The organism is Phytohabitans sp. LJ34 (assembly GCF_052068095.1).
Lineage (GTDB): Bacteria > Actinomycetota > Actinomycetes > Mycobacteriales > Micromonosporaceae > Phytohabitans.
This window is the reverse complement of sequence record NZ_JBQHDG010000008.1, coordinates 136,040-160,637: the sequence shown is the minus strand read 5'-3', so window position 1 is coordinate 160,637 and position 24,598 is coordinate 136,040. Positions and strand designations below refer to the sequence as shown.

Genomic DNA, 24,598 nt, shown 5'->3' with positions numbered 1-24,598 from the left:
AAATAGCGCCCCAACTCTCCTAGATCTGGAATTTCGCGCCGCTTACACCGTTGTGGCGGTTACTCGCGGCGACGAAAACCCGCCGCTTTCCCAGATTGCCGATCCGGGAACAGACATTGTGGACAAATGCTGACCGCCGTGTGGCGCGACCTCAATCCGGCCGCCCCCTTCTCCCCCGCCGCTTGCGCGCAGGGTTAGCGCGACCAACGGCGGACGGGTGAGGCCGCGGGAAACGCACCCCAAGAAAACGCTCCGCCGCGCTCCACGTTCCCCCGGGGACCCCGCGCGACGGTCTGGACCACGACGGACGTCGCGGTAGCTCACATCTCTGTCTGAACAGGGATTCAGGGGTCGAAGCCACCTCGACTCCGAAGGGTCTCTAGTGCGGTGACCACACACCTTCGCCGGGGGAGCCGCCCACCACGGCGGCGCGGGTGTCGCGCACCGTGGCGCCGACGGGGTGGAAGCCGCTCGTCCGCAGGGCGTCCGCCACCTGGGCGGCGATGGCCTCGACGGCCGCGTGGGCGGGGCGTTCGGCGAAGACGTGGAGGGTGCCGCCGGGTGCGAGGAGCCGGCCGATCCGGTCGAGGAGGCCGGGCGGCGTGGCCAGCCAGAAGAGGCTCACGTTTACCGCGAAGACCGTGTCGAACGACCCCTCCGGCAGCTCGGTCGCCGCGATGTCGGCCTGCCGGACCTCGACGGTGCCGGCGGCGACGTGTGCGGCGTTTCGCTCGCGGGTCTGGCGCACCGCGCTCGCCGCCCGGTCGACGGCCAGGATGGTCCCGGTGGTGAGCCGCTCGGCGACGAGTGCCGTCGCCGTGCCGCCGCCGCAGCCGATCTCGAGCAGCCGGCCGGCCGGTCGGACGGCCAAGGTGTCCACCACCCAGCGTTGCCGGTCCACCCCGCGACCCGCCATGGTCGCGAGCCTACGTGGCGGCGGCGCTCAGCCCGTGTTGAAGTTGTCGTCCACGTCGCTGCACAGCTGGCGCATGCTCTCGTCGAGCACGTCCCGCACGTCTGCCGGGTCGAGGTCGGCCCCGTCGGCGCTGACGACCACGTGCACCCGGCTGCCGCCCGCCGCGTCGTCCTCGACGCGGGCGGTGCCCCGCACGTGCGGCGGCTCGAGCGACCGCAACGTCAGCAGCATGTCCTCGGCCACCGCGTCGACCTCGCACTCCGTCGAACCGAGCGGCGCCACGAGGCGCACCCGGTCGGGACCGCGCCGCTCCAGGTACACGCCGAGGGGCAGCCACCGGTGTACCCGGTCGGGGTCCGTGAGGTTGTTGAAGACCACCTCGGACGGCGCGTGAAACCCGTATCTGCCACTGATCTCCATAGCTGGGTCATACCCAGTGCGGCCGCGGTTACCGGGGACGGCGGCGGGTATGCCGGACGCATGTCTGAGCGAACCCCTGGTGAGAGCGGCGAAACCCTGGACGAGGAGATCCTGCGCGACGGTGGCCCGACGCGCGGCCACGGCGCGGTGACCACCACCGGCGGCACCGCCGGCCCGGCCAGCGTGCGCCGCCGGACAAACCGGGACACCGGTGACGGAAAGGTGGCGCCGACCACCACCGGCGACGCGACCAGCGGCGGAATGAGCACGCCCGCGGGCGGCACGACGAGCGACGGCACGAGCGGCGGCGCGACGGCGGGAAACTTCACCGACCGATGAGTCGGCGGCTCCCGGAGAGTCTGACCGGTCACGATAAGACGATCATCGACTCCGAGGAGCGGCACCATGAGTGACACCACGACCGGCCGGTACGCCGACGTCAACGGGATCAGCCTCTACTACGAGACGCACGGCACCGGGCGGCCGCTGATCCTGTTGCACGGCGGCCTCGGCACCGGCGAGATGTTCGGCCCGATCCTGCCCACGCTCACCGAGCGCCACCAAGTGATCCTGGTCGACCTACAGGGCCACGGCCGCACCGCCGACATCGACCGGCCGATCGACATCGCGCTGATGGCGGGCGACGTCGCCGCCCTCATCGACCACCTGGGCCTTGACCGCCCCGACGTCGTCGGCTACTCGCTCGGCGGCGGGGTGGCGCTCCAGACCGCCGTGCGGTACCCGGAGAAGGTGGGCCGGCTCGTCTCCGCCTCCGCGCACGTGCGCACCGACGCGATCCCCGCGGAGATGCGCGAGCAGCAGGGCCAGGTCAGCGCGGCGGCGGCGGAGTTCATGAAGGACACGCCGATGTACCAGTCGTACGTGAAGGTCGCGCCGCGCCCGGAGGACTTCCCGCGGCTGCTCGACAAGATCGGCGAGGCGATGGCGCAGGACTTCGACCTCACCGAGGAGGTGCGCGGGCTGCGGGTGCCCACGCTGATCGTGGCGGCGGACGCCGACATGGCCCCGCCGAGCCATTTCGTCGAGGTCTTCAAGCTGCTCGACGGCGGCCTGCGGGACGGCGGCTGGATGGGCGAGGGGCGGCCGAAGGGCGGCCACGCGCTCGCGATCCTTCCCGGCCTCACGCATTACAACCTCTTCATGTCGCCGCTGTTCGCCGCGGTGACGCTCGCCTTCCTCGACCAGGAAGAGGCCGTCTGGGCCGGTTAGCCGCGGAGATCACTGGGTACGGTCAGGGCGTGGAAGAACTCGGCGAACCGGTGGCATACACCGTCCTGCCCGACGGTGTGCCCGTGCACGACAGCAACGGCATCCTCGCCGGCGAGGTCGCACACGTCCTCGCCGACGAGGGGCCGGACATCTTCCACGGCCTGATCGTGCGCACGCCGGACGGGCACCGCTTCGCCGGCCGGGACCAGATCGCCGAGCTGCGCCGTGGCGGTGTCGTGCTGGCCGTGCCCGGCACCGAGCTGCGCGAGCCGAGCGCCGACCCGGTCGCCGCCGAGGCCGACCGCCCGGTCGGCGAGCAGCTCCAGGAGGGCCTGCGCCGGGCGTGGGACTGGGTGAGCCAGCCCCGTTAGCTTGACAGACACTACATTCGCATATTTCGATAGCTGTTCCCGGTGGCTTTTTTTGTGGGGGACGGCATGCGAGTCCTGGCGGCGGCGATCCTGGCTCTCGGCGGCGTGGTGGGTCCAGGGGCGGGCACGCTGCCCGCGCCCACCGACCTCAGCGTGGTGGGCGGTGGCGAGACGGCGGTACTCACCTGGCGGCAGCCGCCGGGCGAGCGCGCCCGCGCCTTCCGCGTCTACGAGGGCGACGTCGAGATCACCCGCAACACGACCACCTCGGCGCAGCTCACCAACCTCGGCTTCGCGCGCACCCGCACGTACACGGTCACGGCCGTGGACGGCGCGGGCCGCGAGTCGCCGCACTCGGCCCCGATCAGCCGGTGGATCGGCATTTCGGGCGTGCCCCCGACGTGTCCGGCGGCGCACCCGAGCGGCCTCGTGGCATCCGGCGTCACCGCGTCGGCGGTCACGCTGACCTGGACCGGCAACGGCGATCCGGGCACGAACATCGTGCGTGGCGCGCCCGCCGGCCCGATCTCCACCGACGGGTCCGGGGTGCGTGTCGGCGGGCTCAGCCCGGCCACCACGTACACGTTCGAGGTCACCCACCTCCCGGGCTGCTTCGGCCCCATGCCGCCGCCGCTGCGGGTCACCGTCACGACCGCGCCGGGGGTGGGCGGCGCGCCCGCCCCGCCGACCGGCGCCGCGGTGACGGCCGCCACCGACACGACGCTCGCGCTCGCGTGGCAGCCGCCGGCGGGTGGCGCCGCGCGCTACGCCGTCTACGACGCGGGCCGCCGTGTCGCCACCACCGCGGGGACGTCCACTGTGGTGCGTGGGCTCTACCACGCCGACCACTACACCTTCCAGGTCGCCGCGCTCGACGCGCGTGGCAACGAGTCACCCGCCGTCGCGGTGGGCGGATCCACCGCCGCGTGCCAGGCCCGCCCGCCGCGCCCGGCCGCGGTCACCGCCACCGCGCTCTCCGCGTCGTCGGTGCGGCTTTCCTGGGTGTACGACGCGGCGGCCTCCGGCTACACGATCTACGACGGTACGGGGGCGGCGGTGGGCGTGAGCGCCGGCACCAGCACCGTCCTGAGTGGACTTGCGTCGGCGACGGCGTACTCCCTCCGGGTGGCCGCGACCCTCGCCGGCGAGTGCGGCCGGAGCGGCGCGAGCGCGGCGGTGGGCGTCACCACGCCGCCCGGCCCCGCCGGACGCGCGACCCGCCCCGCCGACTTGCGCATGGTGTCCGGCGATCCGCTGACCGGTGTGGTGACGCTGGAGTGGACGCAGCCGCCCGGTGGCGAACCCGCGGTCTCGTACCGCGTCTACCGCGGCGCGGAGGTGCTCGCCACCGCGGACACGACGCGGATCGCGCTGGCCCTGCCACAGGCCACGACACAGGTGCTCACGGTGGCGGCGGTCGACGGGCGGGGTCTGGAGTCGGCGCAGAGCGCGCCGCTCACGATCCGCGTGCCGTACCTCCCTCCGCCGTAGTCGTAGCCGCACGCCGCCGGGTGGGTGGGGCCCGCGGGTGAGCACCGCCACGCTTGAACATGTTCAAATCCGGGGCTACGGTGAGCGTGATTTGAACATGTTCAAATCCGGAGGTGTCTTGGGTGTCCGAGCCGTCCGGGGCGTCACCCGCCCACGGTGAGCGCACGCGCGAGCTGATCGTCCAGACCGCGCTGCGCCTCTTCGCCGAGCGTGGCTACGAGCGCACCACCATGCGGGCGATCGCCGACGCGGCGGGCCTCTCGGTGAGCAACGCGTACTACTACTTCCGCTCCAAGGACCATCTCGTCCAGGAGTTCTACGCGGAGATCCAGCGCCGCCACCGGGAGGAGTCCGCCGAGGCGTTGCGCCACCGGGGTTTCACCGACCGCCTGCGCGGCGTGCTGCACGCCGGCATCACCGTGATGGGGCCGTACCACGACTTCGCCGGCTCCTTCGTCGGCGTGGCGATCAACCCGAGGTCGCCGTCGAGCCCGTTCAGCGACGAGTCCGCCGGAGCCCGCGACGCGGCGATCGACCTCTTCCGCGAGGTGGTCGAGGGCGCCAAGCCCGCGGTCGACCGCCAGGTGCGGGCCGAGCTGCCCGAGCTGCTGTGGTTGGGCTACCTGGCGCTGACGCTGCACTGGGTGCACGACATGTCGTACGAGCAGGATCGCACCCGCCGGCTCGTCGACCTGGCGACCCCGTTCGTCGGGCGGCTGATCCGCCTCAGCCGGCTGCCCGGCATGCGCCCGATCACCAACGACCTGCTGTGGCTGGTGCGAAAGGTGCGTTCGTGAGCGCGTGGAGCCGCGCGCTGCTCGACCTGCTGATATGTGCCGGCCTGCTGCTGGTGATGCCGCTGGGCCTGCGGCTGCTGGCGGCGCCGGGCCTGGCCGGTGTGCGCCGGCTGTGGCTCCTCGCGGCGGCGCCGGCCGCGGCGTCGGTGTGGCTGCCGCGCGGCTGGCTGGCGGCGTCGCTGGCCGCCGCCTACGTTCCGGCCACCGCCGCGCTGGCGACCAGCGCCGCCCGCCTGGTTTCCGCGCGCTGGATCCCGGCCGCCCGCCTGGTCTCCGCCGTGCGCCGGGCCCCCGCCGCCGTCGCGGTCCCCGCCGGTCCCGCGGGCCCTGGCGGCGGCGTGGGCCTCGCCCGGGTGATGGCGGGGCCGCGGCTGGTCGCCGCCGCTACCGCGCTCGTCGCGCCGGCGGTCGCGGGGAGTGCGCTGGTGGCGGAGCGGGCCGGCTACCGGCTGTTCGGGTTCGACCTCGACGTGCTGGCGCTGACCGTCGCGCACTTCCACTACGCCGGCTTCGCGGCCGCGCTCGTCGCCGGCCTGGTCTGCGGCCTCGACGGCGACGGACCGGCCGGGCGCCTCGCCGCGATCTCCGTGCCGGCCGGCGTGGCGGTCGTCTTCGTCGGCTTCTTCACGAGCGAGTGGGTCGAGCTGGCCGGCGCCGCGGTGCTCACCGCCGGCATGTGGCTGGTCGCCGCACTCACCTGGCGGCTGGCCCGCGATGGGGCCGTGTCGGTTACGCGCGGCGGGGCCGTGCCGGCCCCGAGCGGCCGGGCCGCGTCGGTCACGGGCGGCGGGGCGGCGCCGGCCCCGAGCGACCGGACCCCCTCGGTCACGTGCGGCGGGGCGGCGGCGCCGGCCCCGAGCGGCGGGGCCGTGCCGGCCCGGAGCGACCAGACGCCCTCGGTTACGCGCGGCCGGGCCGCATCGGTCACGGGTGGGCTGCTCGTCACGTCGGCGTGCACGCTCGGAGTGACGATGCTCCTGGCCCTCGACTGGGCGCTCGGCCGGGCCACCGGCCTGCCACACCTGCCGATCTCCTGGATGGTCGCGACACACGGTCTCGCCAACGCGCTCGGCTTCGCGCTCTGCGCCCTGGTCGCCTGGCAGCGGATGGGAAGGGGCAGCGAGTGGGGCTGACGACCACGTACCCGGAGAAGGGCGCCACCCGGCGCGGACCACTGCCGGCGGGATATCGCCACCTGCGCTACCGGACGCGGGTGGGCGCGGGCGAGACGGCGTTCGCGCGGGCGGTGGAGGCTGTGTTCACCTGGCGGATGCACGCGGCGATGGGCGTGCCCATCCGGGCGTCCGCACCCCGTGCCGCGACCGGCGGCGCCGTGACCGCGCGGCCCGGTATCGGCCCGATCCGGATGACCGCGCCGTGCGTCGTGGTCTGGGCCGAGGAAGGGGAGCGGCGGGCCGGCTGGGGATACGGCACGACCACCGGACACCCGCTGCGCGGCGAGGAGGCGTTCGTCGTCACCCTGGACGGGGACGGCGCGGTGTGGCTGGAGGTGGTCGCGTTCAGCCGCCCGGTGCGCTGGTGGGTGTGGCTCGCCGGCCCGCTGGTGCCGCCCTTCCAGCGCCTCTACGCCCACCGGTGCGGCGCCGCCCTTCGGCGGTTGCTGGCCCAGAAACCGTAGAACGGGGTGCGGGCCCAGAAAACCGTAGAAGGCATGTCCAGAACGCGGGTGGCGGCTCCGACCACGGGGCACGCGCCCGTCCGGGGCGCCGGAGCCAGGGAGACACGATGAAGTACATGATCATGATGTTCGGCGGGTTGGGTGCGTCGCTGGAGGGGCGCTCGCCGGAGTGGGTCAAAGGCCTGCACGAGCTGATGGTCACGATGGACGCCGAGCTGAAGGAGGCCGGCGAGGTCGTCGCCTCGCACAAGCTGATGGACCCCAGCCGGGCCACGACCGTGCGCTTCCACAACGGGGCGCCGGCGCCGACCGACGGGCCGTTCGCCGAGATCAAGGAGTCGCTCGCCGGCTACTGGATCGTCGAGGCGACCGAGGAGCGGGCCCTGGAGATCGCGTCGCGGGTGGTGGCCTACACCGAGTACCCGATGGAGGTCCGTCGGATCATGGAAGGGTGACCGGCCCGGCCGCCTTCGAGGACCTGCTGCGCGACCTCGCGCCGCGGGTCCTCGGCGCGCTCGCGCGGCGGTACGGCCAGTTCGACGCGTGCGAGGACGCGGTGCAGGAGGCGCTGCTCGCGGCCGCCCGGCGGTGGCCCGTCGAGGGCGTGCCCGAGCGGCCGCGCGCGTGGCTGTCGACCGTCGCGACCCGTGCGCTGGTGGACCACTGGCGGGCGGACAGCGCCCGCCGCCAGCGGGAGGTCGCGGTGGCCCTGGATCCCGCGGAACACCGGCCCGACGACCCGGACGACACCCTCGTCCTGCTCTTCCTCTGCTGCCATCCCGCGATCTCGCCGCCGTCGCAGCTCGCGCTGACGTTGCGCGCGGTCGGTGGGCTCACGACCGCGGAGACAGCGGCCGCGTTCCTGGTGCCGGAGGGGACGATGGCCAAGCGGATCACGAGGGCCAAGCGGCAGATCCGCGAGGCCGGCGCCCGCTTCACGCTGCCGCCCGCCCCGGAGCGCGGCGCGCGGCTCGGCGTGGTGCTGCACGTGCTCTACCTGATCTTCAACGAGGGTTACACGGCGCGGCGCGCCGACCTGACCGCCGAGGCGATCCGCCTCGCCCGGCTGCTGCGCCGGCTGCTGCCCGGCGAGGGCGAGGTGGCCGGCCTGCTCGCGCTGATGCTGCTCACCGACGCCCGGCGGGCCGCCCGCACCGACGCCGAGGGCGCGCTCGTGCCGCTCGACGAGCAGGATCGGTCTCGCTGGGACGCGGCCGCGATCCGGGAGGGGGTCGGTCTGCTCACCGCGACCCTGGGCACCGGGCCGGTCGGGCCGTACCAGCTCCAGGCCGCGATCGCCGCCGTGCACGACGAGGCGCCCACCGCCGAACGCACCGACTGGCCGCAGATCCTCGCGCTCTACGAGGTGCTGGCCGAGGTGGCGCCCGGACCGCTGGTCACGCTGAGCCGCGCGGTCGCGGTGGCGATGGTGCACGGCCCGCGTGCGGGTCTGGCCGTCGCCGGCACCCTCGACGTGGACGAGCGGATGGCACACACCCACCGGCTCGAGGCCGTCCGCGGCCATCTGCTGGAACGGGCCGGGGAGCCGGCGGCCGCACGGGCCGCCTATCTGAAGGCCGCGCGGATGACCGCGAACGAGCCGGAGCAGCGCTATCTGGCGCGGCGCGCCGCGCGCCTACACTCCACAGTGGAGTGAAACCGATGGCGGCCGGCGGGCGAGAGAGGAGTCCGCCGGCCGCGGCGGGGCCAGCGCCCGCGAGGGGCGCCGGCCGCAGCTAGCCACAAGCTGTTGCTATGTAACGTAAGCCGTGCGATCCGTTGTGGCAACGGAGTTTCAGCGGCTCTGGAGCGCGTCCAGCCCCACCGCCATCGCGATGACCATCCGCCGGTCGAGGCGCGGGTCGTGGATCGTCACGACGTACTTGTCGCGCAGGCCCCACTTCTTCACCACGGAGAACGCCGGCTGCTCGCCCTCGAAGACGAAGTCGAAGTGGTACGGCAGCCACGACAGCGAGTCCATGAAGCGGCGCAGGATCGCGACGAGCTGGCTGCGCTCCTGGCCGGTCGCGGCCGGCAGGCCCGGCTGCTCGAAGATCCAGGTCGAGCGGAGCAGCGACCGCTTGAAGTCCTTGCGGAACACGCCGATCGCCGCGCCGGACGGGTCGGTCACGTCGTACGCCGAGCCGAGGTCCATCACCTTGCGGGCCTTGAACCCGAGCACCGGCTGCTGCTTGGTGTCGTCGGAGTAGAGGGTGACCTGCTCCTTGAAGGCCATCCGCTTCTGCTGGGCGAAAGCGATAAGCCCGGCCTCGGACCCGTCGGGACCGGCCGCGTGCACCTCGTACTGGTTGACCATCATGCGGATCCGCTGCCGCACGATGAGAGTTTGCAGGCTCTGAAGTTGTTGGGTGCTCATAAGTGCGCGAGTCTGCCACACGGTCACCACGCGCCGCCGCCCCGAGGTGTCAGAACGGGAGGCGGAGCACCGCCCCGCTGACGTCGGTGCGGTTGGTCTGCCAGATGTCCCGGACTTCGGTGACGGTGAGCGCTCGCCGGTACACGCGCAGTTCGTCGAGCGTCCCGTCGAGCCGCTGGGTGCCGTCGAGGCGCTGGCCGGCGTACATCCGGAATGGACGGTCGGGGCTGACCGTGCCGGCCGGCGAAGTGACCGAGCCCACCTGCGTGCCGTCGACGAAGAGGCGGAGCGTGGTGCCCGCGCGCTGGAGGGCGACGTGGTGCCAGGCGCTGTCGTCGTACGCCTGCGCGGACACCACCTGGGCGCTGCCGTTCGCCGTCTGGAGCCAGCCGCGGATCCGGTTGGCGCCCGGCTCGGCGCGCAGCCATACCTGCGACACGCTGGTGCCCTGGTTGTACGCCCACAGCAGCGCCTGGTCGGTCTGCTTCGCGCCGTACCGCACCCACATCGTGGCGGTGAAGTCGCCGCCGCCGATCGCGAGCGACTCGGCGAACGGCGGCTGCACGAAGTCGTCGGTGCCGTCGAGGTCGAGCGCGTTGTCGAAGCGGCCGGCCACCCGGGTGGGGGAGCCGCGCAGGTACGCGTCGTTGCCGCGGCCGGAGACGTCGGGCGTGGTCGGACCGGTGGCGCCGTCGGGCAGGCCGAGCGCCGCCTCGGTGAAGCGGGCGAAGCGCACCTCGTCGCGGGCGTCGACGGTGCCGCCCTCGTACAGCAGGCCGATCTCGCCGCCGCCCAGCAGCGCCAGGTCCGAGTATCCAGAGTAGGCATCCGCGGTGACGTCGGTGCCCTGCGGGGGCGTCTGCCAGCGCGCGCCTTCGTCCCACGAGGTGCGGACGCGGATGTCCTGCCGCAGCGTGGGATGGGTCGGCGCGGTGAAGAGCACGCGGTTGTACCGGTCGCCGTCGGCGGTGGACCGGATGACGAGCGTGGCGCCCTGTACGGCGTCCGCGGTCAGGCCCGGCACGTTCGCGAACGGCGCGGCGAACGTCTCGCCACCGTCGCGGCTGAGCGCGAACGCCCGGTTGACGCCGTCGGCGGACTGGCTGTTGTCGCGCGCGGCCGCGTAGATGGTGCCATCGGCGCGTTCGAAGAGGCTCAGCTCCTGCGGCACGATCGTGTCGTTCGGGCGGATGTCCTGCGCGCCGATGTGCCAGGTGGCGCCGGCGTCGTCGGTGTAGACGAGCTGGGCGCCGTTGCGGCCGGCGCCGTCGGAGAAGTTGGTGCCGACCACGATCCGCCCGGCGTGGGCACCGCGGCGCAGCTGGATGCCGTGGCCGGGACCGGTCGCGTACCAGCCCCAGTCGGGCTTGTCGATGGCGGCGGCGAGGCTGCGCGCCCGGCTCCAGGTGACGCCGTCGTCGGTGCTGACCTGCATGTACGGCGTGCGCACCGCGTCGCTCGTGCTTGTGTTGAACGTGCTCAACAGCAGGATCGCGCCGGTGGCCTGGTCGACGACTGGCGCCGGATTGCCCCGGGTCGCGGGCGCGGCCGGGTCGGCGTCGGTGCCCTCCAGCACGACCGTGGGTGGCTGGGAGAGCGGCGGCTGCCAGGTGCGCCCGTTGTCGGTGGACCGGCGCATGACCAGGTCGATGTGGCCGACGTCGTGGCACCACGCGGCGCCGGAGATCCGCTTTTCCGCGAACGCCAGCAGTGTGCCGGCCTTGGTACGGATCAGCGCCGGGATCCGGTAGCACCCGGCACCGAACGTGTCCCGGTCGAATAGCACCGTGTGCGGCAAGGCCGCGCGAGCCGGCGGCGCCATGGTCACTGCCACCAGAACACCACAAAGCAGACCAATCCCGATTCGCTTCACATAGGACATCCTATGTATCCCATTGCCTGAGTTCAATGGCCGGTGTCGGGTTGGCGACAGGCGAAAGGTGTTGGTGGCCACCGGGCGCGGGTCTCGTTCCGGTGTCAACCCCAACGACACCTGGAGGGATCATGATCTATCTTTCGCAGGCCTGGCGGCGGGCGCGCCGGTTACGCCGCCGCGGCCGCCTCGCCGTCGCCGGCCTCGCGCTGGCCGGTCTCGCCGCCACGCTCGTCGCCGGTGGGCCGGTGGCGAGCGCCCACCCGGGCCAGCCGTCCGCCGTCTTCGACCCGAACGAGGTCGACTGGGTCGAGCGGCGGGAGCGGACGGAAGAGGAGTTCGCGCGGGACATCGACGAGTGGAAGCAGATCGGCGCCCTGCCGGTCGACATCGAGGCCGACGGCTTCGGTGGGGAGCCGTGGTTCGCCAGCGTCGTCCAGGACAACCTCGACGGCCGGGACTGGCGGGTCGAGCCGCGGATGACCAAGGCCGAGTACGAGGCGGCGGCCGCCAAGGCGAAGGCGGACGGCCTACGCCTGGTCGACCGGGAGATCTACAGCGTGGACGGCGCCGGGTACTTCGCCGCGGCGTGGGTGCAGAACGTCGAGGGCCTCACCTCGTTCTCCTGGTTCGGGCTGACGCTCGCCCAGCTCGCGGCGCGCGAGCAGGAGCAGCGGCGGGCCGAGCGGATGCCGATCGACTTCGACATGTACCGCGACCTGGGCGGCATCCGTTACAGCGTCGTGTTCCTGGACAACCCCGAAGGGCTGGACTGGCACCTGCACGGCGACTTCGACAACGCCCAGTACGCCGCCGCGTTCGGCGAATACGACGCCGACGGCTTCCGGATGCTCTCGTTCGACTCCGCCCTGAGCGGGGCCAAGCAGCTCTTCGGCGGCATCTGGGTGGAGAACGCGAACGACCGTCGCTGGCGCGGATGGCGGGAGATGACCGCCCACCAGTTCGGGAACAACTGGCACCTGAACGTGGACCAGGGCTACCGGCAGATCTTCGTCGGCCGCTACCAGACCTCGACCGGCGTGAAGTACGCCTCGATCTGGCGGCAGAACAGCGACAAGCCCGACTGGCGGCTGCGGCCGGACGTGGACGCCCTCATCGCCGGGGAGATGGGCGAGGACGACGTGCCGGGGATCGCCGTGGCGGTCATCGAGAACGGGGTGTTCCGGTACACGCGCGGCTTCGGCAAGGCGGACATCGCAGGCGACATCCTGATGGACGCCGACCACGTGCTGCGGTGGGCCTCCGTGAGCAAGGCGGTCGGCGGCGCGCTCACGCTTCGCCTGGACGAGAAGCCGGACGGCGACGTTGACCGCCACAAGACGGCGAACTCCTACTACGAACCGCTGGATGACAAGCACCAGGCGACTCTGGAGCAGCTGGCCGGCAACAGGGGATGCGTGCGCCATTACGCCGGCCACCCGAAGTCGTCCCTGGAGGCGACCGACCCGGAGCAGTTCGAGGTGGAGAAGGCGGCGGACGACAACATGGCGCAGTCCTGGTACAGCGACGCGCAGGCGGTGGTCGGGGAGTTCGACGCCGACCCGCTGCGGTCGTGGACCGAGGGCGGCGGGGTGTCGACGGCGTGCACGCCCGGCGACTCGTACCTGTACAGCACGCACGGCTACACGATCCTCGGCGCGGCGCTGGAGGAGGCCACCGGCGCCGGCGTGAAGGACCTCGTGCGGCAGGAGATCAGCGAGCCGCTCGGCCTGACCACGCTCCGCCAGGAGGAGCCCTACGGGATCGGCGAGCCGGTGCGCCGCGCCAAGCTCTACGAGGGCGCGGACAACGACGAGGTGGCGCCGGACGACACCACGTGGAAGACGCTTGGCGGGGGCCTGGAGTCCAGCGTGCGGGACATGGCCCGGTTCGGCGCCGCGATGATCGCCGGGCAGGTCGTCGCGGACGACGACTACATCTGGGACGGCGGCGACGAGGGGTGGTCCTACGCGTACGGCTGGGCGCTCGACACCGAGGGCGGCCACAAGGTCGCGGACAAGGACGGCAAGCAGCTCGGGTCCGACGCGCACCTGCGGGTGTACCCCGACGACGGCATCGCGATCGCCGTGATCGTCAACCGCGAGGAGTTCGACGGCGGCGCGGGCGACCACGCCACCTACATCGCCGAGGAAATCGGCGACCTGATGGTCTGAGCGCCGGACAGCCGGGGTGCGCGAGCGAGCTACCGTGCCGGAGATGGACGACCGCGGGCTGGTGGCGGCGATGGTCGCCGGCGACCCGCGGGGTCTCGACGGCGCCTACCGCCGCTACGCACCCCGGCTGTACGCGTACTGCCGGGCGACGCTGCGCGACGCGGACGCGGCCGCCGACGCGGTGCAGGACACGTTCGTCATCGCCGGCCGGCGGGCCGGGCAGCTGCGCGAGCCGGAGCGGCTGCTGCCGTGGCTGTACGCGATCGCCCGGCACGAGTGCCTGCGCCACATCCGGGACCGGCGGCGGGAGGTGCCGGCCGAGCTCGACGATGCGAGCGCGGACACCGCCGACCTCGGCGCGGGCGTGCGGGCGGCGGAGGTGCGCGAGCTGGTACACGCCGCGGCCGCCGGGCTCGGCGACGGCGACCGCGAGGTGATCGAGCTGGCGCTCCGGCATGGACTGTCCGTAGTGGACATCGGCGCGGTCCTCGGCGTCTCCGGCAACCACGCGCACGCCCGCCTGTCCCGGGCCCGGTTCCAGCTGGAGCGCGCGCTCGGCGTGCTGCTCGTGGCGCGGGCGGCGGCCTGCCCGGCGCTGCGCGAGCTGGTGCCCGGGTGGGACGGGCGGCTCACGCCGTTGCTGCGCAAGCGGCTCGGGCGCCACGTCGACGGGTGCGCCCGCTGCTTGGCCAGCCGCGCCACGCTGCTCAGCCCGGCCGCCCTGCTGACCGGGTACGTGGCGGTGCCGTTCGCGGTGCTCCCGGCGGTCTCCTGGCGGCCGGCCGGGCCACCCGACGTCCGGCTCGACCGCGACGGGTTCCCGGCGCGGCGGCGGCGCGGCGCGCTGGCGGCGGCGGGGGCCGCGGCCGCCGTGGCGGTGCTGGTGGTGATCGTGCTGACCCGTCCCGGGGAACCGGCCCCGCCACCCGACCTGGCGAGCGGGTCCGCGCCGCCGGCGACGTCCCCGACCCCGATCCCGACCGCGGGACCGCCTACGCCGCCGGTCGCGCCCATGACGTCACCCAAGCCCACGACCTCACCCACACCCAGGCCGACCCGCGAGGATCCCACGCCGCCGTCCACAGAGGAGCCCGAGAGCCCGGTACCGTCCACGAGAGAACCGCGGCCGGCGTTCGCGGTGACCGCGAGCGGGCAGGCGCGGTGCGGGTCGGATGGGGCGACGTACACGCTCTCGGCCGACGCCACCGCCAACCGCACCATGACCGCGAGCCGGCTCTTCTGGCGGCGCGCCAGCGGTGCCGCCACGGAGAGCGCCGCCATGACCGCGACCACGCGCAGCGCGGCCAGTGGCAGCCGCACCGGCCTGCGCTACGCGCGGGTCGTGTGGTGGGTGCGGGGCACGGCCACCGACGGCAGCACCGACGACAGCCCACACAGGACACTGGCCAACCCGTGCGACCACGACGGGTCCGGTGGCTTCACGGCGCCGTCGGCACCGGCCTCGCCAGGCCCGCGAGGGCGGCGTCCAGGTCGGCGGGGCGCTCCCACAGCGCCCGGGGCAGCCGGGCGTTGCTGCCGGTCCAGACCATCCGCAGCTCCGGCGCGCCGCCGCGCAGGTCGAGGGCGAGCATCGGGCGCCGCTGCTGGTTGAGGCCGGTCAGGCCGAAGAGCGGCACCGGCCCGCCGGCCGGGCGGCCCAGCGCGACCCGCTCGCGCCGCCACGTGTCGTACGCGGCCGCGAAGCGCCACGGCGCCGACCGGGCCAGCCCGGCGTAGAGGGCGGCCACCCACACGTCCGTGTGCCCGGCGCGGAAGTATCGGGTCGGGAAGCCGTCGAGCAGCCCGGCCACCTCCGCGTCGGTGCGGACGCCAGCGGCCTCCAGCGCGGCGGCGACGTCGTGCGCGTCGAGGAGCGCGGCGAGCGGGCGCGCCTCTTCCGGGCTCGCCACCTGCCACCGCTCGTGCGCGGTGGCGTGCCGGCCGGCCTTGCTCCACAGCCACGGCGTCGCGTCCCACCGGTGGTCCTGGTTGACGCCGATTAGCGGCTCGACGCCGAGCACGAGGGCGCCGTCGCGGGCGCGGGCGGTGAGCCAGGGGCCGCGTTTGGTCGGGTCGGCGCCGTGCGGCGCGAGCGCCACCACCGCGCGGCGGGAGTAGCGGCCGCTACGGTCGCGGGGAAAGTGCCAGCACAGCAGCCCGGCGTCCAGCCGGTGCGGGTCGCCGGCGGCACCGTCGGTGCGCAGGTCGGGAGCTGCCGCCGCCGCGTCGCGCCGCTCGACCTCGCGCCGCAGCCGGGCGTGCTCGCGGCGGGGGTCGGCCTTGGGCGGGGTGCCGCGCAGCGTGTGCCGGTATCCGTACCAGAGCCGGGCCGTGTCGACGACGGCCTGCTCGTCGGCGGTCGCCGTGCGCTGCGCGGACGTGTCGCGGCTGTGTCCCAGGCCGTCGTCCGGGTCTTCGAGCATCGTGACCTCGAACGCCGGCTCGCCGTCGCCGTCGAGGTCGTAGACCACGTCGGCGTCGCGCACCCACGAGCGCCGGTCGGGGGAGAGGCCGCCGTGCCCGGGTGGCAGCGTGTGGCGTAGCAGGATGGCGGTGACCTGGAGCCGCGCGGTGGTCGGCGGCTGCTCGCAGACCAGCCCGGTGGTGCCGGCGGGCAGCGTGCCGTAGAAGTCCCGATAGGACTCCAGCGCGCCGAACGCGGGCTCGATGCCCACCTCGCGCAGCCGTCCGGCGATCCCGGCCAGCAGCGCCCGCCGGCGCTCGCGGTGCGGGTCCGGCGGCGGTGGGGAGGCGGTCGGCGGAGGCATGTGCCACGATCTTGCCATGCCGGCGGTGCCGGTACGGGGCACGACGCAAGCCGAAGTTTCGCCGGGACCGGCGCCAGGACGATCCGCCCGACCGTCCTGACGCCGGCGTCACCGGCGCGGTGGCAGGCGGTCGAGCAGGCGGACGGCCTCGTCGGCCCGGCCGGAGTCGACCTCGACCGCGTACTCGCTGGCCCGCAGCCCGCTCACGGACGAGAAGTCGCGCTGCCCGCCGGTCATGGCGTGCGCCACCGCGCCGAAGACGGTGCCCCAGATCAGGCCGAGGACCACGGCGGTGGCGATCACCCACCACCAGTCGCCGCCGGCGAATATGCCCAGCAGCAGGCCGATCAGCAGGCCGACCCACGCGCCGGTGGCGGCGCCGGACAGCGCCGCGCGGGCGACGGTCATGCGGCCGGTGACCTGTTCGACCGTGCGCAGGCCGGTGCCGACGATGGCCACCCGCTCGACCGGGAAGCCGTTGTCGGACAGGTGGTCGACCGCGTGCTGAGCGGGCTGGTACTCGGGGTACGAGGCGACGGTCACGGTCGGGCGACCGTCGACGAGCGTCGTCGTCATCGGGTGGACTCCTCCTTCGGCGTCAGCCGCCGGGTGATGTCGGCAAGGCGCTGCCCCTGGTACCGGGCGGCCCGCAGGGTCTGCTCGTCGGGCGGCTCGGGTGGCTGGCCGGTCGGCCACGACACGCCGTACGGGTTGCCGCCGGCCTCGTAGAGCACCGGGTCGGTGTACCCGGGCGGCACGATGATCGAGCCCCAGTGGGCGAACAGGTTGAACAGCGAGACGAGCGTGGTCTCCTGCCCGCCGTGCCGGTTGATGCTGGACGTGAACGCCGTGGCCGGCTTGTCGGTGAGCACGCCGTTGAGCCACAGCCCGCCGGCCTGGTCGAGAAACTGCTTGAGCTGCGCCGACACCATGCCGAAGCGGGTCGGCGTGCCGAAGGCGTACGCGTCCGCCCAGGCCAGGTCGTCGAGCCTGGCCTCCGGCACCATGTCGTGGGTCTCGTCGACGTGCGCCCGCCACTCGGGGTTCGCGTCGATCGCGGTGTCCGGCGCCAGCTCGGGCACCCGGCGCACCCGCACGTGCGCGCCGGCCTTGACCGCTCCCTCGGCCAGCGCCTCGGCGAGGCCGTGCACGTTGCCGGTCGCCGAGTAGTAGATCACGGCGATCTTGACGTCGTTGTCCATGCCTCCACGCTTTGCCGGCACCGGGTGACGCGACCCCACCCGGGCCGGGTGACCAGGGCGGATAGGGGTATCCGCGGCGAGCTACGTTCGGTGGGTCGGTCCCCAAGCGGCGGAGGCTTTGTGCAGTGGGCATCGGCGGGGGAATCTTCCTGATCGCGCTCGGCGCCGTCCTTGCGTTCGCCATCCAGGTCGATCCCTGGTGGATCGACCTCCAGGCGACCGGCGTGATCGTGATGCTCGCCGGCGGCGCGGTCGTCCTTGTCACGCTCTGGTACTGGCACGACCGCCGGCGCCGGGCGTCGGCCGCCTCCCAGTCGCGCTTCCCCTCCGACGCGCCGCCTCCGGACGTGTGAGCAGCGGGCCCGCGTCGTCCGCGCGCCCGGCGCTGGTCGATCCTGACCGGTGGATCAGGGAGTCGGCGCCCGCTTGGCGTCCCGGTGGATTTCCGCCGTCACGTCCTGCTGGATTTTCTCGTCGCCAGGTGGGGCAACGGCGGTGGTCATTCTTCCGTCCCTTCCCGAGATACGGCCGGTGCGTTTCCGAGCCTGGCCACGGGGGGTTAGGCGTGATCGCCCGGAACGGGTGAGTTGACCGGCTTGATCTCGGCTCCGGCCGGGACGGTCGGCTGAGTCGCCGCTCAGCGGTGGGCATGTCCTGGTAGGACGGCCGCGCGCACGGTGGTGAGTGTCGCGCCGATGAGGATCAACCGCTCGGGGCCGACGCCGCGGGTCAGGGCGGCCGAAAGCACATAGTGCGCCAGCCGGTCGTACTCGTCGCCGCTGAGGCGGTGCGGGCCGATGAAGGCGACGAACCCGGCCACGGCACGCTCCGCGCGCCGGGCGAAAGTCTCGCCGACGAGCAGCGTCAACGCGGCTTTCAGCGGGTCGCGCGCGGTGGCCCGGGCGACACCAATCGCCGGGCCGAGCCGCGGGTCGGCCCGGATGGAACGGCAGGCTTGTTCGACCAGTTCGCGGTAGTCCACCAACCTGGAGAGCACCCGATCAATTCGACACGTTCAGAAGCGCTATGCCAATCCGCAAGATTACCGATCCGATCCGGGTTTGAGACGCGGGCTTTGCGGAAGCCGCGAGCGCTATAGGCTGTCTGCGGGAGGCGATGCTGCATGCGCTCGGGGGCGCTCGAAATCGCCACCACGGTGGCCTCTATCGCGGCCGCTCCGGCGGGCATCGAGGAGCGGGCGGAGGCTTTGCTGGCCCCGATGCGCGGGCTGGTGCACTTCGAGGCGGCCCGTGTTTACCTGCTCGACATGGAGCGTCGTGCCGAGCATTCGCTCTTCTCCGCGGGTCTGGACGAGAAGGTGCGGTCCTACCTGGACAGTCCGGAGCACGTCGACGACATCGAGCAGGTCGGTCTCGATCGGTTCGGCCCGCCGATGCGCCTGCGCGACCTGGCTGTCCCACGCGACGAGATCCGGGCCTGGGCGGAGTACCTGACGCCCGCGGGTTTCCGCGAGGGCATCGGGGTGCGGCTGGCCACATCGGACGGCCGCTACCTCGGCCTCCTGACCCTCTACACCGACAGCACGGCGCATCCGACCGACGCGGCGCGTGACCTCCTGAGCGTCCTCTCCACGACGATCGCCAACGCGCTCGACCCGCTGCGCTCGATCGCGGCGGCGGGCCGGCTCGTCGACGACGCGGTGGCCGGCGTCCTGCTGACCCGCGACGGCCGCACCCTGCCGCTGCCCGGCCTGGCCGGCCACGCCCTGCTCGCGCCCGGGTCGGCCCTGCTCGGCGCGGCCGCCGACCAACTCGAGGAGGCGGTGCACGCGACGTTCCTGTGCCCGTACGATCCGGCCGGCGAAGACACGCACCTGCGGGTCACCGTGCTGGCCTGCCCCGACCTGCCACCGGCGCACGTCGTGGCCGCGGTGGTCGTCGCGCCCGCCGGTGACCTGGGCCGGCTGACCCGTCGCGAGCTCGAAGTGCTGGGCCTGATCGTGGAGGGCTGCTCCAACCGGCGGATCGCGAGCGCGTTCTGGCTCACCGAGCGCACCGTGACCACGCACCTGGAGCACATCCTCGCCAAGCTGCACGCCTCCACGCGCACGCTCGCGGCGGTCTACGCGCTGCGCCGCGGGCTGTACATCCCCCGCCCCCTGCACCGGGCGGCCCAGCGCTAGCGCCGTGGCCGGCTCCGCCGGCCCGGCTGACCGCTCGCCACCGCACCAGCTACGGCGCGATGCGGATGTCGTTTTCTACGTCGCGCACTCCCGGCGCCGACCAGGCGGCCCGCTCCGCGTCCCGCCGCTCCGGCCAGGAGCGCACCGCGCCGCGCAGGATGACCCGGTCGCCGTCCTGTTCGACGACGATCCGTCCGGCGTCGGTTTCGGCGCTGCGCAGCAGGGCCTGCGCGATCCGGCGTTCCAGGTCTTCGGGTTCGGTCCGCTGCCGCGGCCGCAGCGCGATCGCGTTGGTCACCCCGCGCACCCCGGCCAGGCCGCGCACCGCGCGCTCGGCCTCGCGGCGCTCGTACTCCCACTCGACCTCGCCGCGCAGCACCACCCGGCCGGCCGAGACCGTGATCTCGATCTGGTCCGCCGGCACCTGCGCGTTCCACTCCACCACCTGGGCCGCGGCGGCCGCGATGTCCGGGTCGGTGGGTTCGGCCCCGGCGGCGGGCGGGTGGATCTCGACCTCGTTGGCGACCGCGACCACACCGCGTACCCGCTGGGCCGCGCGCTCCGCCGCCCACCGCTTGACGTAGCTGTCCACCCAGCCGGCGAGCGTCACGACGCCGCCCCGCGCCACGACGGCCACCTCGTTGGGCTGCACGCGGGCGTCCCACCGCAGCTCCGCCAGGACGTCCCGCTGGATCTGTTCGTCGGTGCGTAGCTCGGGTGTCGTCGTCATCCCGGGATCGTCCGGCGGCGCCGGGTGGGTGGCCATCACCCGCCCGGGGCGACGCGGTCGAGCCACGCCGTCAGCAGCGCCTCGAGCTGGGCGGCCTCCTCGGCGGTGAGGGCGGCGAGCAGCCGCCGCTCGTTGCGCATGTGCTCGGTGAACGCCCGGTCGATCAGCTCCCGCCCGGCGGCGGTCAGCGCCACCACCCGGCCCCGGCCGTCGGTGCCGCTGCGCCGCCGGGTCACCAGGCCGGCCCGCTGAAGGCGGTCGATCCGCTTGGTCATGCCGCCGGTCGTCACCATCGTGAACGCGGCGAGCTCGCCGGGCGCCCGCTCGAACGGCTTACCCGCCCGGCGCAGGGCGGCGAGTACGTCGAACTCGCCCTCGCTGAGGCCGTGCCGGCGGTAGACCACGCACAGCTCCTCGGTGAGGTGGGCGGCGAGGCGGTGCAGTCGCCCGATCACGCCCTGCGGCGCGGTGTCTACGTCGGGCCGCTCGCGGGCCCACTCCGCCTGGATGCGTGCGACGTGGTCGGTCACACAGCCAAGATACCTTCCGAGGAAGGTATCTTGGGGAAATGACCTGGCGGTGGTCGTTGATCTGCGCGATCGCGCCGGTCGCGTGGGGCAGCAACTACTTCGTGACACACGAGTACCTGCCGCCGGACGCGCCGCTCTGGGGCGCGGCGATCCGGGCGCTCCCCGCCGGCCTGCTCCTGCTCGCGCTCGCCCGGCGGCTGCCCGGCGGGGCCTGGTGGTGGCGGTCGGCGCTGCTCGGCGCGCTCAACGTCGGCGCGTTCTTCGTGCTGATCTACATGTCCGCGCAGCTGCTGGCGACAAGCGTGGCCTCGACGATCATGGCGGCGTCGCCGGTGGTCATGATGCTGATCGCATGGGCGTTGCTGGCCGAGCGGCCGCGGGTGCTGACCGCGGTGGGCGCGGCCGCCGGGATCGCCGGCGTGTGGCTGATGCTCTTCCGCGGCGCCGTGCCGGTCGACTGGCGCGGCGTGGCGGCGTCGGTGTCAGCGATGCTGATGTCGTCGCTCGGCTACGTGCTGACGAAGAAATGGGCCAAGGACGTCGACGTGCTCGCGTCCACCTCGTGGCAGCTCGTCGCCGGGGGAGTGCTGCTGCTGCCGTTCGCCGTCGCGGTGGAGGGTGCGCCGCCGGCGCTCGACGCGCCCGCGCTGTGGGGCTTCGCGTACGTGACCGTGGTCGCGACGGCGGTGGCGTTCGCCGCCTGGTTCGCCGGGCTGCGCCACCTCGGCGCGGCCACGGTGGGCCTCGTGGGGCTGCTCAACCCGGTGACCGGCGTGCTGCTCGGCACGGCCGTGGCGGGCGAGGCGCTGACGGCCGCTCAGCTCGCCGGGATCCTGCTGGTGCTCGCGGGCGTCCTGGCCGGGCAGGTCAGGCGCTCGTCCGGTACCGCACCGGCAACAGGTCGGCCAGCGTCGTCCGGTCCACCACGTCCGCGATCGCCTCGTGCAGCGTCAGCCACAGCTCCGGCAGGCTGCTCGCCACCCCGTGGTAGCTGACCTGGTCCGGAGGCAGGCCCCGGACCGTGCTCAACGAGCCGTTGATGGCGCGCAGTACATCACCCACCGTGATCTCCGTCGGTGGGCGGGCCAGCGTGTACCCGCCGTCGGTGCCGCGCTGGCTGGTCAGCAGCCCGGCGCGGCGCAGGTCGGACATGATGTCGTGCAGGAAGCCCAGGGGGATCGCCTGCGCCTCGGCCAGCTTCGTCGCCGAGACCGGACCGCCGTCGGAGAAGCCGGCGGTGGCGATCAGCGCCCTGAGGGCGTAGTCACTCCGGGCCGAGATCTGCACTACGCCTCCACCAGCGCCTCGGGTGCCACTGCCACATGGACGGTCGAGCCCTCCTGGATGTCGAGCGCGCGGAACCGGGTCCGGGTGAGCGTGACGATCACCGGCTGGTCGCCGACGGTCACCTCCACGCGGATCTCGAAGCCGATCCGGGTGATCCGGGTGACCCTCCCGGCTAGCGCGCCCGGCTCCGGATCATCGGCGTGGATGACCAGGTCGTGCGGGCGCACGAGCCGGTCGCCGAGCTGGGTGACCGGGCCGAGGAAGCGCATCACGAAGTCGTTGGCGGGCGCGTCGTACAGCTCGTCGGGCGTGCCGATCTGCTCGATGCGACCATCGTTGATCACCACGATCTCGTCGGCGACCTCCAGAGCCTCCTCCTGGTCGTGGGTGACGAAGACGGTGGTCACGTGCACCTCGTCGTGCAGGCGGCGCAGCCAGTCGCGCAGCTCCTTGCGCACCTTGGCGTCCAGCGCGCCGAACGGCTCGTCGAGCAGCAGCACGGTCGGCTCGACCGCGAGCGCCCGGGCCAGCGCCATCCGCTGCCGCTGGCCGCCGGAGAGCTGCGCGGGCAACCGGTCGCCGAACTGTTCCAGGTGGACGAGGCGGAGCAGCTCGTCGACCCGTTCCCGGATCTCCGCCTTGGGGCGCCGGCGGATCTCCAGGCCGAAGGCCACGTTGCGGCGTACCGACATGTGCTTGAACGCGGCGTAGTGCTGGAACACGAAGCCCACGTTGCGCTTCTGCGGCGGCAGGCCGGTGGCGTCGACGCCCTCGATCCGCACCCGGCCGCTGTCGGCCTGCTCCAGGCCCGCGATGATCCGCAGCAGCGTGGACTTGCCGCCGCCGGACGGGCCGAGCAGCGCGGTGAGCTGCCCGGACGGGATGCTCACGGAAACGTCGTCGAGTGCGACGAAGCTCCCGAATCTCTTGCTCACGCTGGTGATTTCGATGCTCAACGCTTTTCCTCTGACGAAGGGCGGAGAACGGAGACGACGATGATCGCGGCGACCGCGACGAGGGCGAGCAGGAACGCGGCGGCGTAGGCGCCGCCCTTGTCGAAGTTGAGGTACTTCTCCTCGACGACGAGCGTGGTGGTGCGGGTCTCGCCGAGCACGTTGCCGGAGACCACCTTGACCGCGCCGAACTCGCCGAGCGACCGGGCCAGGCTCAGCACCACGCCGTAGGTGACGCCCCACTTGATCGCCGGGAGGGTGATCCGCCAGAACGTCTGCAAAGCGTTCGCGCCAAGGCTCCGCGCCGCCTGCTCCTGCTCGTCGCCGACCTCCTCGAGGACCGGCACGACCTCGCGGATCACCAGCGGCAGGGCCACGAACGTCGTGGCCATCACGATGCCCGGGGTGGCGAAGATGACCTGGAAGCCGGCACCTTCCAGGGCGGGGCCGAACCAGCCTTCCCGGCCGCCGTACACGAGCACGAGCGAGAGGCCGACGACGATCGGCGACACCGACAGGGGTACGTCGAGCAGCGCGCTGAGCAGCCGCTTGCCGGGAAACTCGTAGCGCACCAGCAGCAGCGAGATGCCGACGCCGAAGACCGTGTTGATCACCACGGCGACGACCGCGACCATGAGGCTCAGCCGCAGCGCGTGCACGACGTCGGGGTCCTCGACGATGCCCCGGAGGTTGTCCAGCCCGCCCTCGAACGTGTTCTGCCCGACCAGGAAGAGCGGCCAGGCCACGAGGAAGAAGAGATAGGCGACCACGATCAGGCGGGACACGTACCGCCCGGGTCCGCGGACCGCACGCGGTCGGCGCGCTGTCGCTTGCTCAGCCACGGCGGATCACCCTCCGCTGGATGACGTCGAGAATCACGATCACCGCGAACGAGATGGCGAGCAGCACCGCGGCGACGGCTGCGGCGCTGTCGATGTTGTCGTTCTCGATGCTGCTCAGGATGCGGACCGAGGTGACCTCGGTGCGCATCGGCAGGTTGCCGGAGAGGAGCACCAGCGAGCCGTACTCGCTGACGCCCCGGGCGAAGGAGAGCGCGGCGCCGGCGGCGATCGCCGGGGTCAGGCTCGGCAGGATGATCCGCCGGAACGTGGTGAACCGGCTCGCGCCCAGCGACGCGGCCGCCTCCTCCACCTCGTGGTCGAGCTCGGCCAGCACCGGCTGCACGGTGCGGACGATGAACGGCAGCGTCACGAACAGGAACGCCAGGAACACCGCGATCCGGGTGTTGTGGATGTCGATGCCGAGCGGGCTCTCCGGCCCGTACAGCGAGAGCAGCACAAGGCCGGCGACGATCGTCGGCAGTGCGAACGGGATGTCGATCAGGACCTCCAGCAGCCGCTTGCCGAAGAACCTGTCGCGCACGAGCACCCACGCGATGAGCGTGCCCATGACGACGTTGACCACCGTCACGCCGAACGCGGTGCCGACCGTGAGCCGGATGGCCGCCGCGGTCTGCTCGTTGGTCACCGCGTCCCAGAAGCCGCTCCAGCCGCCCTCCGAGGCGGTGACCACGACGGCGGTCAGCGGGATCAGGACGAGCAGGCTGAACCAGAGCATCGCGACCCCGAGACCCAAACCGGAGTAGCGGTTGAGGCGGCGGCCACCCCGGGCCGATCGGCGCGCGGCCGACCGGTCCGGGGCGAGGGTCGCAGTCGTCACTGAGTCTCCTGGTTCGC

The 24,598-nt window shown here is 73.2% G+C and carries 26 protein-coding genes and 1 pseudogene; 14 read left to right on the top strand and 13 right to left on the bottom strand.

The window, feature by feature from the left end:
* Positions 1 to 379 precede the first annotated feature (379 nt).
* Together ACTMTJ_RS16620 and ACTMTJ_RS16615 are read right to left on the bottom strand one after the other, a co-directional pair.
* Entirely contained in the window at positions 380 to 916 is a 537-nt protein-coding gene (locus ACTMTJ_RS16620) for a class I SAM-dependent methyltransferase (RefSeq protein ID WP_441217420.1), read from the bottom strand.
* A gap of 27 nt (positions 917 to 943) precedes the next feature.
* Complete coding sequence (locus ACTMTJ_RS16615; protein WP_441217418.1) at positions 944 to 1,336, bottom strand: SRPBCC family protein; 393 nt, start codon at positions 1,334 to 1,336, stop codon at positions 944 to 946.
* Positions 1,337 to 1,396: 60 nt separating this feature from the next.
* On the opposite strand from ACTMTJ_RS16615, the gene ACTMTJ_RS16610 reads away from it, so the two are divergent.
* The 9 genes from ACTMTJ_RS16610 (at position 1,397) to ACTMTJ_RS16570 (ending at position 8,521) form a co-directional block, all read left to right on the top strand.
* On the top strand, positions 1,397 to 1,675 hold the full coding sequence (locus ACTMTJ_RS16610; protein ID WP_441217416.1) for a hypothetical protein: 279 nt from the start codon (positions 1,397 to 1,399) through the stop codon (positions 1,673 to 1,675).
* A gap of 66 nt (positions 1,676 to 1,741) precedes the next feature.
* Positions 1,742 to 2,566, top strand: a complete 825-nt coding sequence (locus tag ACTMTJ_RS16605; protein ID WP_441217414.1) for an alpha/beta fold hydrolase — start codon at positions 1,742 to 1,744, stop codon at positions 2,564 to 2,566.
* A 29-nt stretch (positions 2,567 to 2,595) separates the two neighbouring features.
* The gene (locus ACTMTJ_RS16600) at positions 2,596 to 2,937 is read left to right on the top strand and encodes a PRC-barrel domain-containing protein (protein ID WP_441217412.1); all 342 of its coding nucleotides are present in this window, start codon (positions 2,596 to 2,598) and stop codon (positions 2,935 to 2,937) included.
* Positions 2,938 to 3,003: 66 nt separating this feature from the next.
* On the top strand, positions 3,004 to 4,428 hold the full coding sequence (locus ACTMTJ_RS16595) for a fibronectin type III domain-containing protein (RefSeq protein ID WP_441217410.1): 1,425 nt from the start codon (positions 3,004 to 3,006) through the stop codon (positions 4,426 to 4,428).
* 122 nt (positions 4,429 to 4,550) lie between these two features.
* On the top strand, positions 4,551 to 5,225 hold the full coding sequence (locus tag ACTMTJ_RS16590) for a TetR family transcriptional regulator (RefSeq protein ID WP_441217408.1): 675 nt from the start codon (positions 4,551 to 4,553) through the stop codon (positions 5,223 to 5,225).
* The gene (locus ACTMTJ_RS16585; RefSeq protein ID WP_441217406.1) at positions 5,222 to 6,358 is read left to right on the top strand and encodes a YndJ family transporter; all 1,137 of its coding nucleotides are present in this window, start codon (positions 5,222 to 5,224) and stop codon (positions 6,356 to 6,358) included. The genes ACTMTJ_RS16590 and ACTMTJ_RS16585 overlap by 4 nt, the downstream gene beginning before the upstream one ends.
* Positions 6,349 to 6,864 (top strand): DUF1990 family protein, encoded by a 516-nt coding sequence (locus ACTMTJ_RS16580; protein ID WP_441217404.1) that lies wholly within the window; start codon positions 6,349 to 6,351, stop codon positions 6,862 to 6,864. Before ACTMTJ_RS16585 ends, ACTMTJ_RS16580 begins: the two co-directional genes overlap by 10 nt.
* A 107-nt stretch (positions 6,865 to 6,971) precedes the next feature.
* Positions 6,972 to 7,319, top strand: coding sequence for a YciI family protein (locus ACTMTJ_RS16575; RefSeq protein ID WP_441217402.1), 348 nt, complete (start codon positions 6,972 to 6,974; stop codon positions 7,317 to 7,319).
* On the top strand, positions 7,316 to 8,521 hold the full coding sequence (locus tag ACTMTJ_RS16570; RefSeq protein ID WP_441217401.1) for an RNA polymerase sigma factor: 1,206 nt from the start codon (positions 7,316 to 7,318) through the stop codon (positions 8,519 to 8,521). The genes ACTMTJ_RS16575 and ACTMTJ_RS16570 overlap by 4 nt, the downstream gene beginning before the upstream one ends.
* A gap of 138 nt (positions 8,522 to 8,659) precedes the next feature.
* On the opposite strand, the gene ACTMTJ_RS16565 is transcribed toward ACTMTJ_RS16570, so the two are convergent.
* Positions 8,660 to 9,241, bottom strand: a complete 582-nt coding sequence (locus ACTMTJ_RS16565) for a hypothetical protein (protein ID WP_441217400.1) — start codon at positions 9,239 to 9,241, stop codon at positions 8,660 to 8,662.
* A gap of 49 nt (positions 9,242 to 9,290) precedes the next feature.
* Positions 9,291 to 11,075, bottom strand: coding sequence for an exo-alpha-sialidase (locus ACTMTJ_RS16560; RefSeq protein WP_441217398.1), 1,785 nt, complete (start codon positions 11,073 to 11,075; stop codon positions 9,291 to 9,293).
* Positions 11,076 to 11,245: 170 nt separating this feature from the next.
* Here ACTMTJ_RS16560 and ACTMTJ_RS16555 point away from each other — a divergent pair, with 170 nt between their 5' ends.
* Together ACTMTJ_RS16555 and ACTMTJ_RS16550 are read left to right on the top strand one after the other, a co-directional pair.
* Positions 11,246 to 13,288, top strand: coding sequence for a serine hydrolase (locus ACTMTJ_RS16555; RefSeq protein ID WP_441217396.1), 2,043 nt, complete (start codon positions 11,246 to 11,248; stop codon positions 13,286 to 13,288).
* A 43-nt stretch (positions 13,289 to 13,331) separates the two neighbouring features.
* Positions 13,332 to 14,900 (top strand): sigma-70 family RNA polymerase sigma factor, encoded by a 1,569-nt coding sequence (locus tag ACTMTJ_RS16550; protein WP_441217394.1) that lies wholly within the window; start codon positions 13,332 to 13,334, stop codon positions 14,898 to 14,900.
* Positions 14,901 to 16,164: 1,264 nt separating this feature from the next.
* Here the strand turns inward: ACTMTJ_RS16550 and ACTMTJ_RS16545 are convergent.
* Both ACTMTJ_RS16545 and wrbA read right to left on the bottom strand, forming a co-directional pair.
* Positions 16,165 to 16,632, bottom strand: coding sequence for a general stress protein (locus tag ACTMTJ_RS16545; RefSeq protein WP_441217392.1), 468 nt, complete (start codon positions 16,630 to 16,632; stop codon positions 16,165 to 16,167).
* The gene (gene wrbA / locus ACTMTJ_RS16540; protein ID WP_441217390.1) at positions 16,629 to 17,258 is read right to left on the bottom strand and encodes an NAD(P)H:quinone oxidoreductase; all 630 of its coding nucleotides are present in this window, start codon (positions 17,256 to 17,258) and stop codon (positions 16,629 to 16,631) included. Before wrbA ends, ACTMTJ_RS16545 begins: the two co-directional genes overlap by 4 nt.
* Before the next feature lie 125 nt (positions 17,259 to 17,383).
* Between wrbA and ACTMTJ_RS16535 the strand changes: the two genes are divergently transcribed.
* Complete coding sequence (locus tag ACTMTJ_RS16535; RefSeq protein ID WP_441217388.1) at positions 17,384 to 17,611, top strand: DUF6458 family protein; 228 nt, start codon at positions 17,384 to 17,386, stop codon at positions 17,609 to 17,611.
* 284 nt (positions 17,612 to 17,895) lie between these two features.
* Here ACTMTJ_RS16535 and ACTMTJ_RS16530 read toward each other — a convergent pair whose 3' ends face one another.
* Complete coding sequence (locus ACTMTJ_RS16530; RefSeq protein WP_441217386.1) at positions 17,896 to 18,255, bottom strand: hypothetical protein; 360 nt, start codon at positions 18,253 to 18,255, stop codon at positions 17,896 to 17,898.
* Positions 18,256 to 18,381: 126 nt separating this feature from the next.
* Here ACTMTJ_RS16530 and ACTMTJ_RS16525 point away from each other — a divergent pair, with 126 nt between their 5' ends.
* Complete coding sequence (locus ACTMTJ_RS16525) at positions 18,382 to 19,401, top strand: LuxR C-terminal-related transcriptional regulator (RefSeq protein WP_441217384.1); 1,020 nt, start codon at positions 18,382 to 18,384, stop codon at positions 19,399 to 19,401.
* 49 nt (positions 19,402 to 19,450) lie between these two features.
* Here the strand turns inward: ACTMTJ_RS16525 and ACTMTJ_RS16520 are convergent, their stop codons facing one another.
* Both ACTMTJ_RS16520 and ACTMTJ_RS16515 read right to left on the bottom strand, forming a co-directional pair.
* The gene (locus ACTMTJ_RS16520; protein WP_441217382.1) at positions 19,451 to 20,131 is read right to left on the bottom strand and encodes a BON domain-containing protein; all 681 of its coding nucleotides are present in this window, start codon (positions 20,129 to 20,131) and stop codon (positions 19,451 to 19,453) included.
* Between the two features lie 35 nt (positions 20,132 to 20,166).
* Positions 20,167 to 20,661: a MarR family winged helix-turn-helix transcriptional regulator gene (locus tag ACTMTJ_RS16515; RefSeq protein WP_441217380.1), complete on the bottom strand. Its 495-nt coding sequence runs from the start codon at positions 20,659 to 20,661 to the stop codon at positions 20,167 to 20,169.
* Between the two features lie 38 nt (positions 20,662 to 20,699).
* On the opposite strand from ACTMTJ_RS16515, the pseudogene ACTMTJ_RS16510 reads away from it, so the two are divergent.
* Positions 20,700 to 21,506 (top strand): annotated as a pseudogene (locus ACTMTJ_RS16510) (EamA family transporter); the annotation flags it as partial.
* 22 nt (positions 21,507 to 21,528) lie between these two features.
* Here ACTMTJ_RS16510 and ACTMTJ_RS16505 read toward each other — a convergent pair.
* The 4 genes from ACTMTJ_RS16505 to cysT are packed head-to-tail and all read right to left on the bottom strand — an operon-like array spanning position 21,529 to position 24,581.
* Positions 21,529 to 21,948: an RrF2 family transcriptional regulator gene (locus ACTMTJ_RS16505; RefSeq protein ID WP_441217378.1), complete on the bottom strand. Its 420-nt coding sequence runs from the start codon at positions 21,946 to 21,948 to the stop codon at positions 21,529 to 21,531.
* Positions 21,948 to 22,904 (bottom strand): sulfate/molybdate ABC transporter ATP-binding protein, encoded by a 957-nt coding sequence (locus ACTMTJ_RS16500; RefSeq protein ID WP_441217376.1) that lies wholly within the window; start codon positions 22,902 to 22,904, stop codon positions 21,948 to 21,950. Before ACTMTJ_RS16500 ends, ACTMTJ_RS16505 begins: the two co-directional genes overlap by 1 nt.
* Positions 22,901 to 23,743, bottom strand: coding sequence for a sulfate ABC transporter permease (locus tag ACTMTJ_RS16495; RefSeq protein WP_441217374.1), 843 nt, complete (start codon positions 23,741 to 23,743; stop codon positions 22,901 to 22,903). Before ACTMTJ_RS16495 ends, ACTMTJ_RS16500 begins: the two co-directional genes overlap by 4 nt.
* Positions 23,736 to 24,581, bottom strand: coding sequence for a sulfate ABC transporter permease subunit CysT (gene cysT / locus ACTMTJ_RS16490; protein ID WP_441217372.1), 846 nt, complete (start codon positions 24,579 to 24,581; stop codon positions 23,736 to 23,738). Before cysT ends, ACTMTJ_RS16495 begins: the two co-directional genes overlap by 8 nt.
* Positions 24,582 to 24,598 lie beyond the last annotated feature (17 nt).

What these genes read in the sequence shown, in the direction of transcription:
- ACTMTJ_RS16620 (WP_441217420.1), bottom strand. Translation starts at nt 916, where the DNA reads ATGGCGGGTCGCGGGGTGGACCGGCAACGCTGGGTGGTGGACACCTTG.
- ACTMTJ_RS16555 (WP_441217396.1), top strand. Translation starts at nt 11,246, where the DNA reads ATGATCTATCTTTCGCAGGCCTGGCGGCGGGCGCGCCGGTTACGCCGC.
- ACTMTJ_RS16545 (WP_441217392.1), bottom strand. Translation starts at nt 16,632, where the DNA reads ATGACGACGACGCTCGTCGACGGTCGCCCGACCGTGACCGTCGCCTCG.
- ACTMTJ_RS16520 (WP_441217382.1), bottom strand. Translation starts at nt 20,131, where the DNA reads ATGACGACGACACCCGAGCTACGCACCGACGAACAGATCCAGCGGGAC.
- ACTMTJ_RS16615 (WP_441217418.1), bottom strand. Translation starts at nt 1,336, where the DNA reads ATGGAGATCAGTGGCAGATACGGGTTTCACGCGCCGTCCGAGGTGGTC.
- ACTMTJ_RS16595 (WP_441217410.1), top strand. Translation starts at nt 3,004, where the DNA reads ATGCGAGTCCTGGCGGCGGCGATCCTGGCTCTCGGCGGCGTGGTGGGT.
- ACTMTJ_RS16605 (WP_441217414.1), top strand. Translation starts at nt 1,742, where the DNA reads ATGAGTGACACCACGACCGGCCGGTACGCCGACGTCAACGGGATCAGC.
- ACTMTJ_RS16575 (WP_441217402.1), top strand. Translation starts at nt 6,972, where the DNA reads ATGAAGTACATGATCATGATGTTCGGCGGGTTGGGTGCGTCGCTGGAG.
- ACTMTJ_RS16525 (WP_441217384.1), top strand. Translation starts at nt 18,382, where the DNA reads ATGCGCTCGGGGGCGCTCGAAATCGCCACCACGGTGGCCTCTATCGCG.
- wrbA (WP_441217390.1), bottom strand. Translation starts at nt 17,258, where the DNA reads ATGGACAACGACGTCAAGATCGCCGTGATCTACTACTCGGCGACCGGC.
- ACTMTJ_RS16550 (WP_441217394.1), top strand. Translation starts at nt 13,332, where the DNA reads ATGGACGACCGCGGGCTGGTGGCGGCGATGGTCGCCGGCGACCCGCGG.
- ACTMTJ_RS16610 (WP_441217416.1), top strand. Translation starts at nt 1,397, where the DNA reads ATGTCTGAGCGAACCCCTGGTGAGAGCGGCGAAACCCTGGACGAGGAG.
- ACTMTJ_RS16565 (WP_441217400.1), bottom strand. Translation starts at nt 9,241, where the DNA reads ATGAGCACCCAACAACTTCAGAGCCTGCAAACTCTCATCGTGCGGCAG.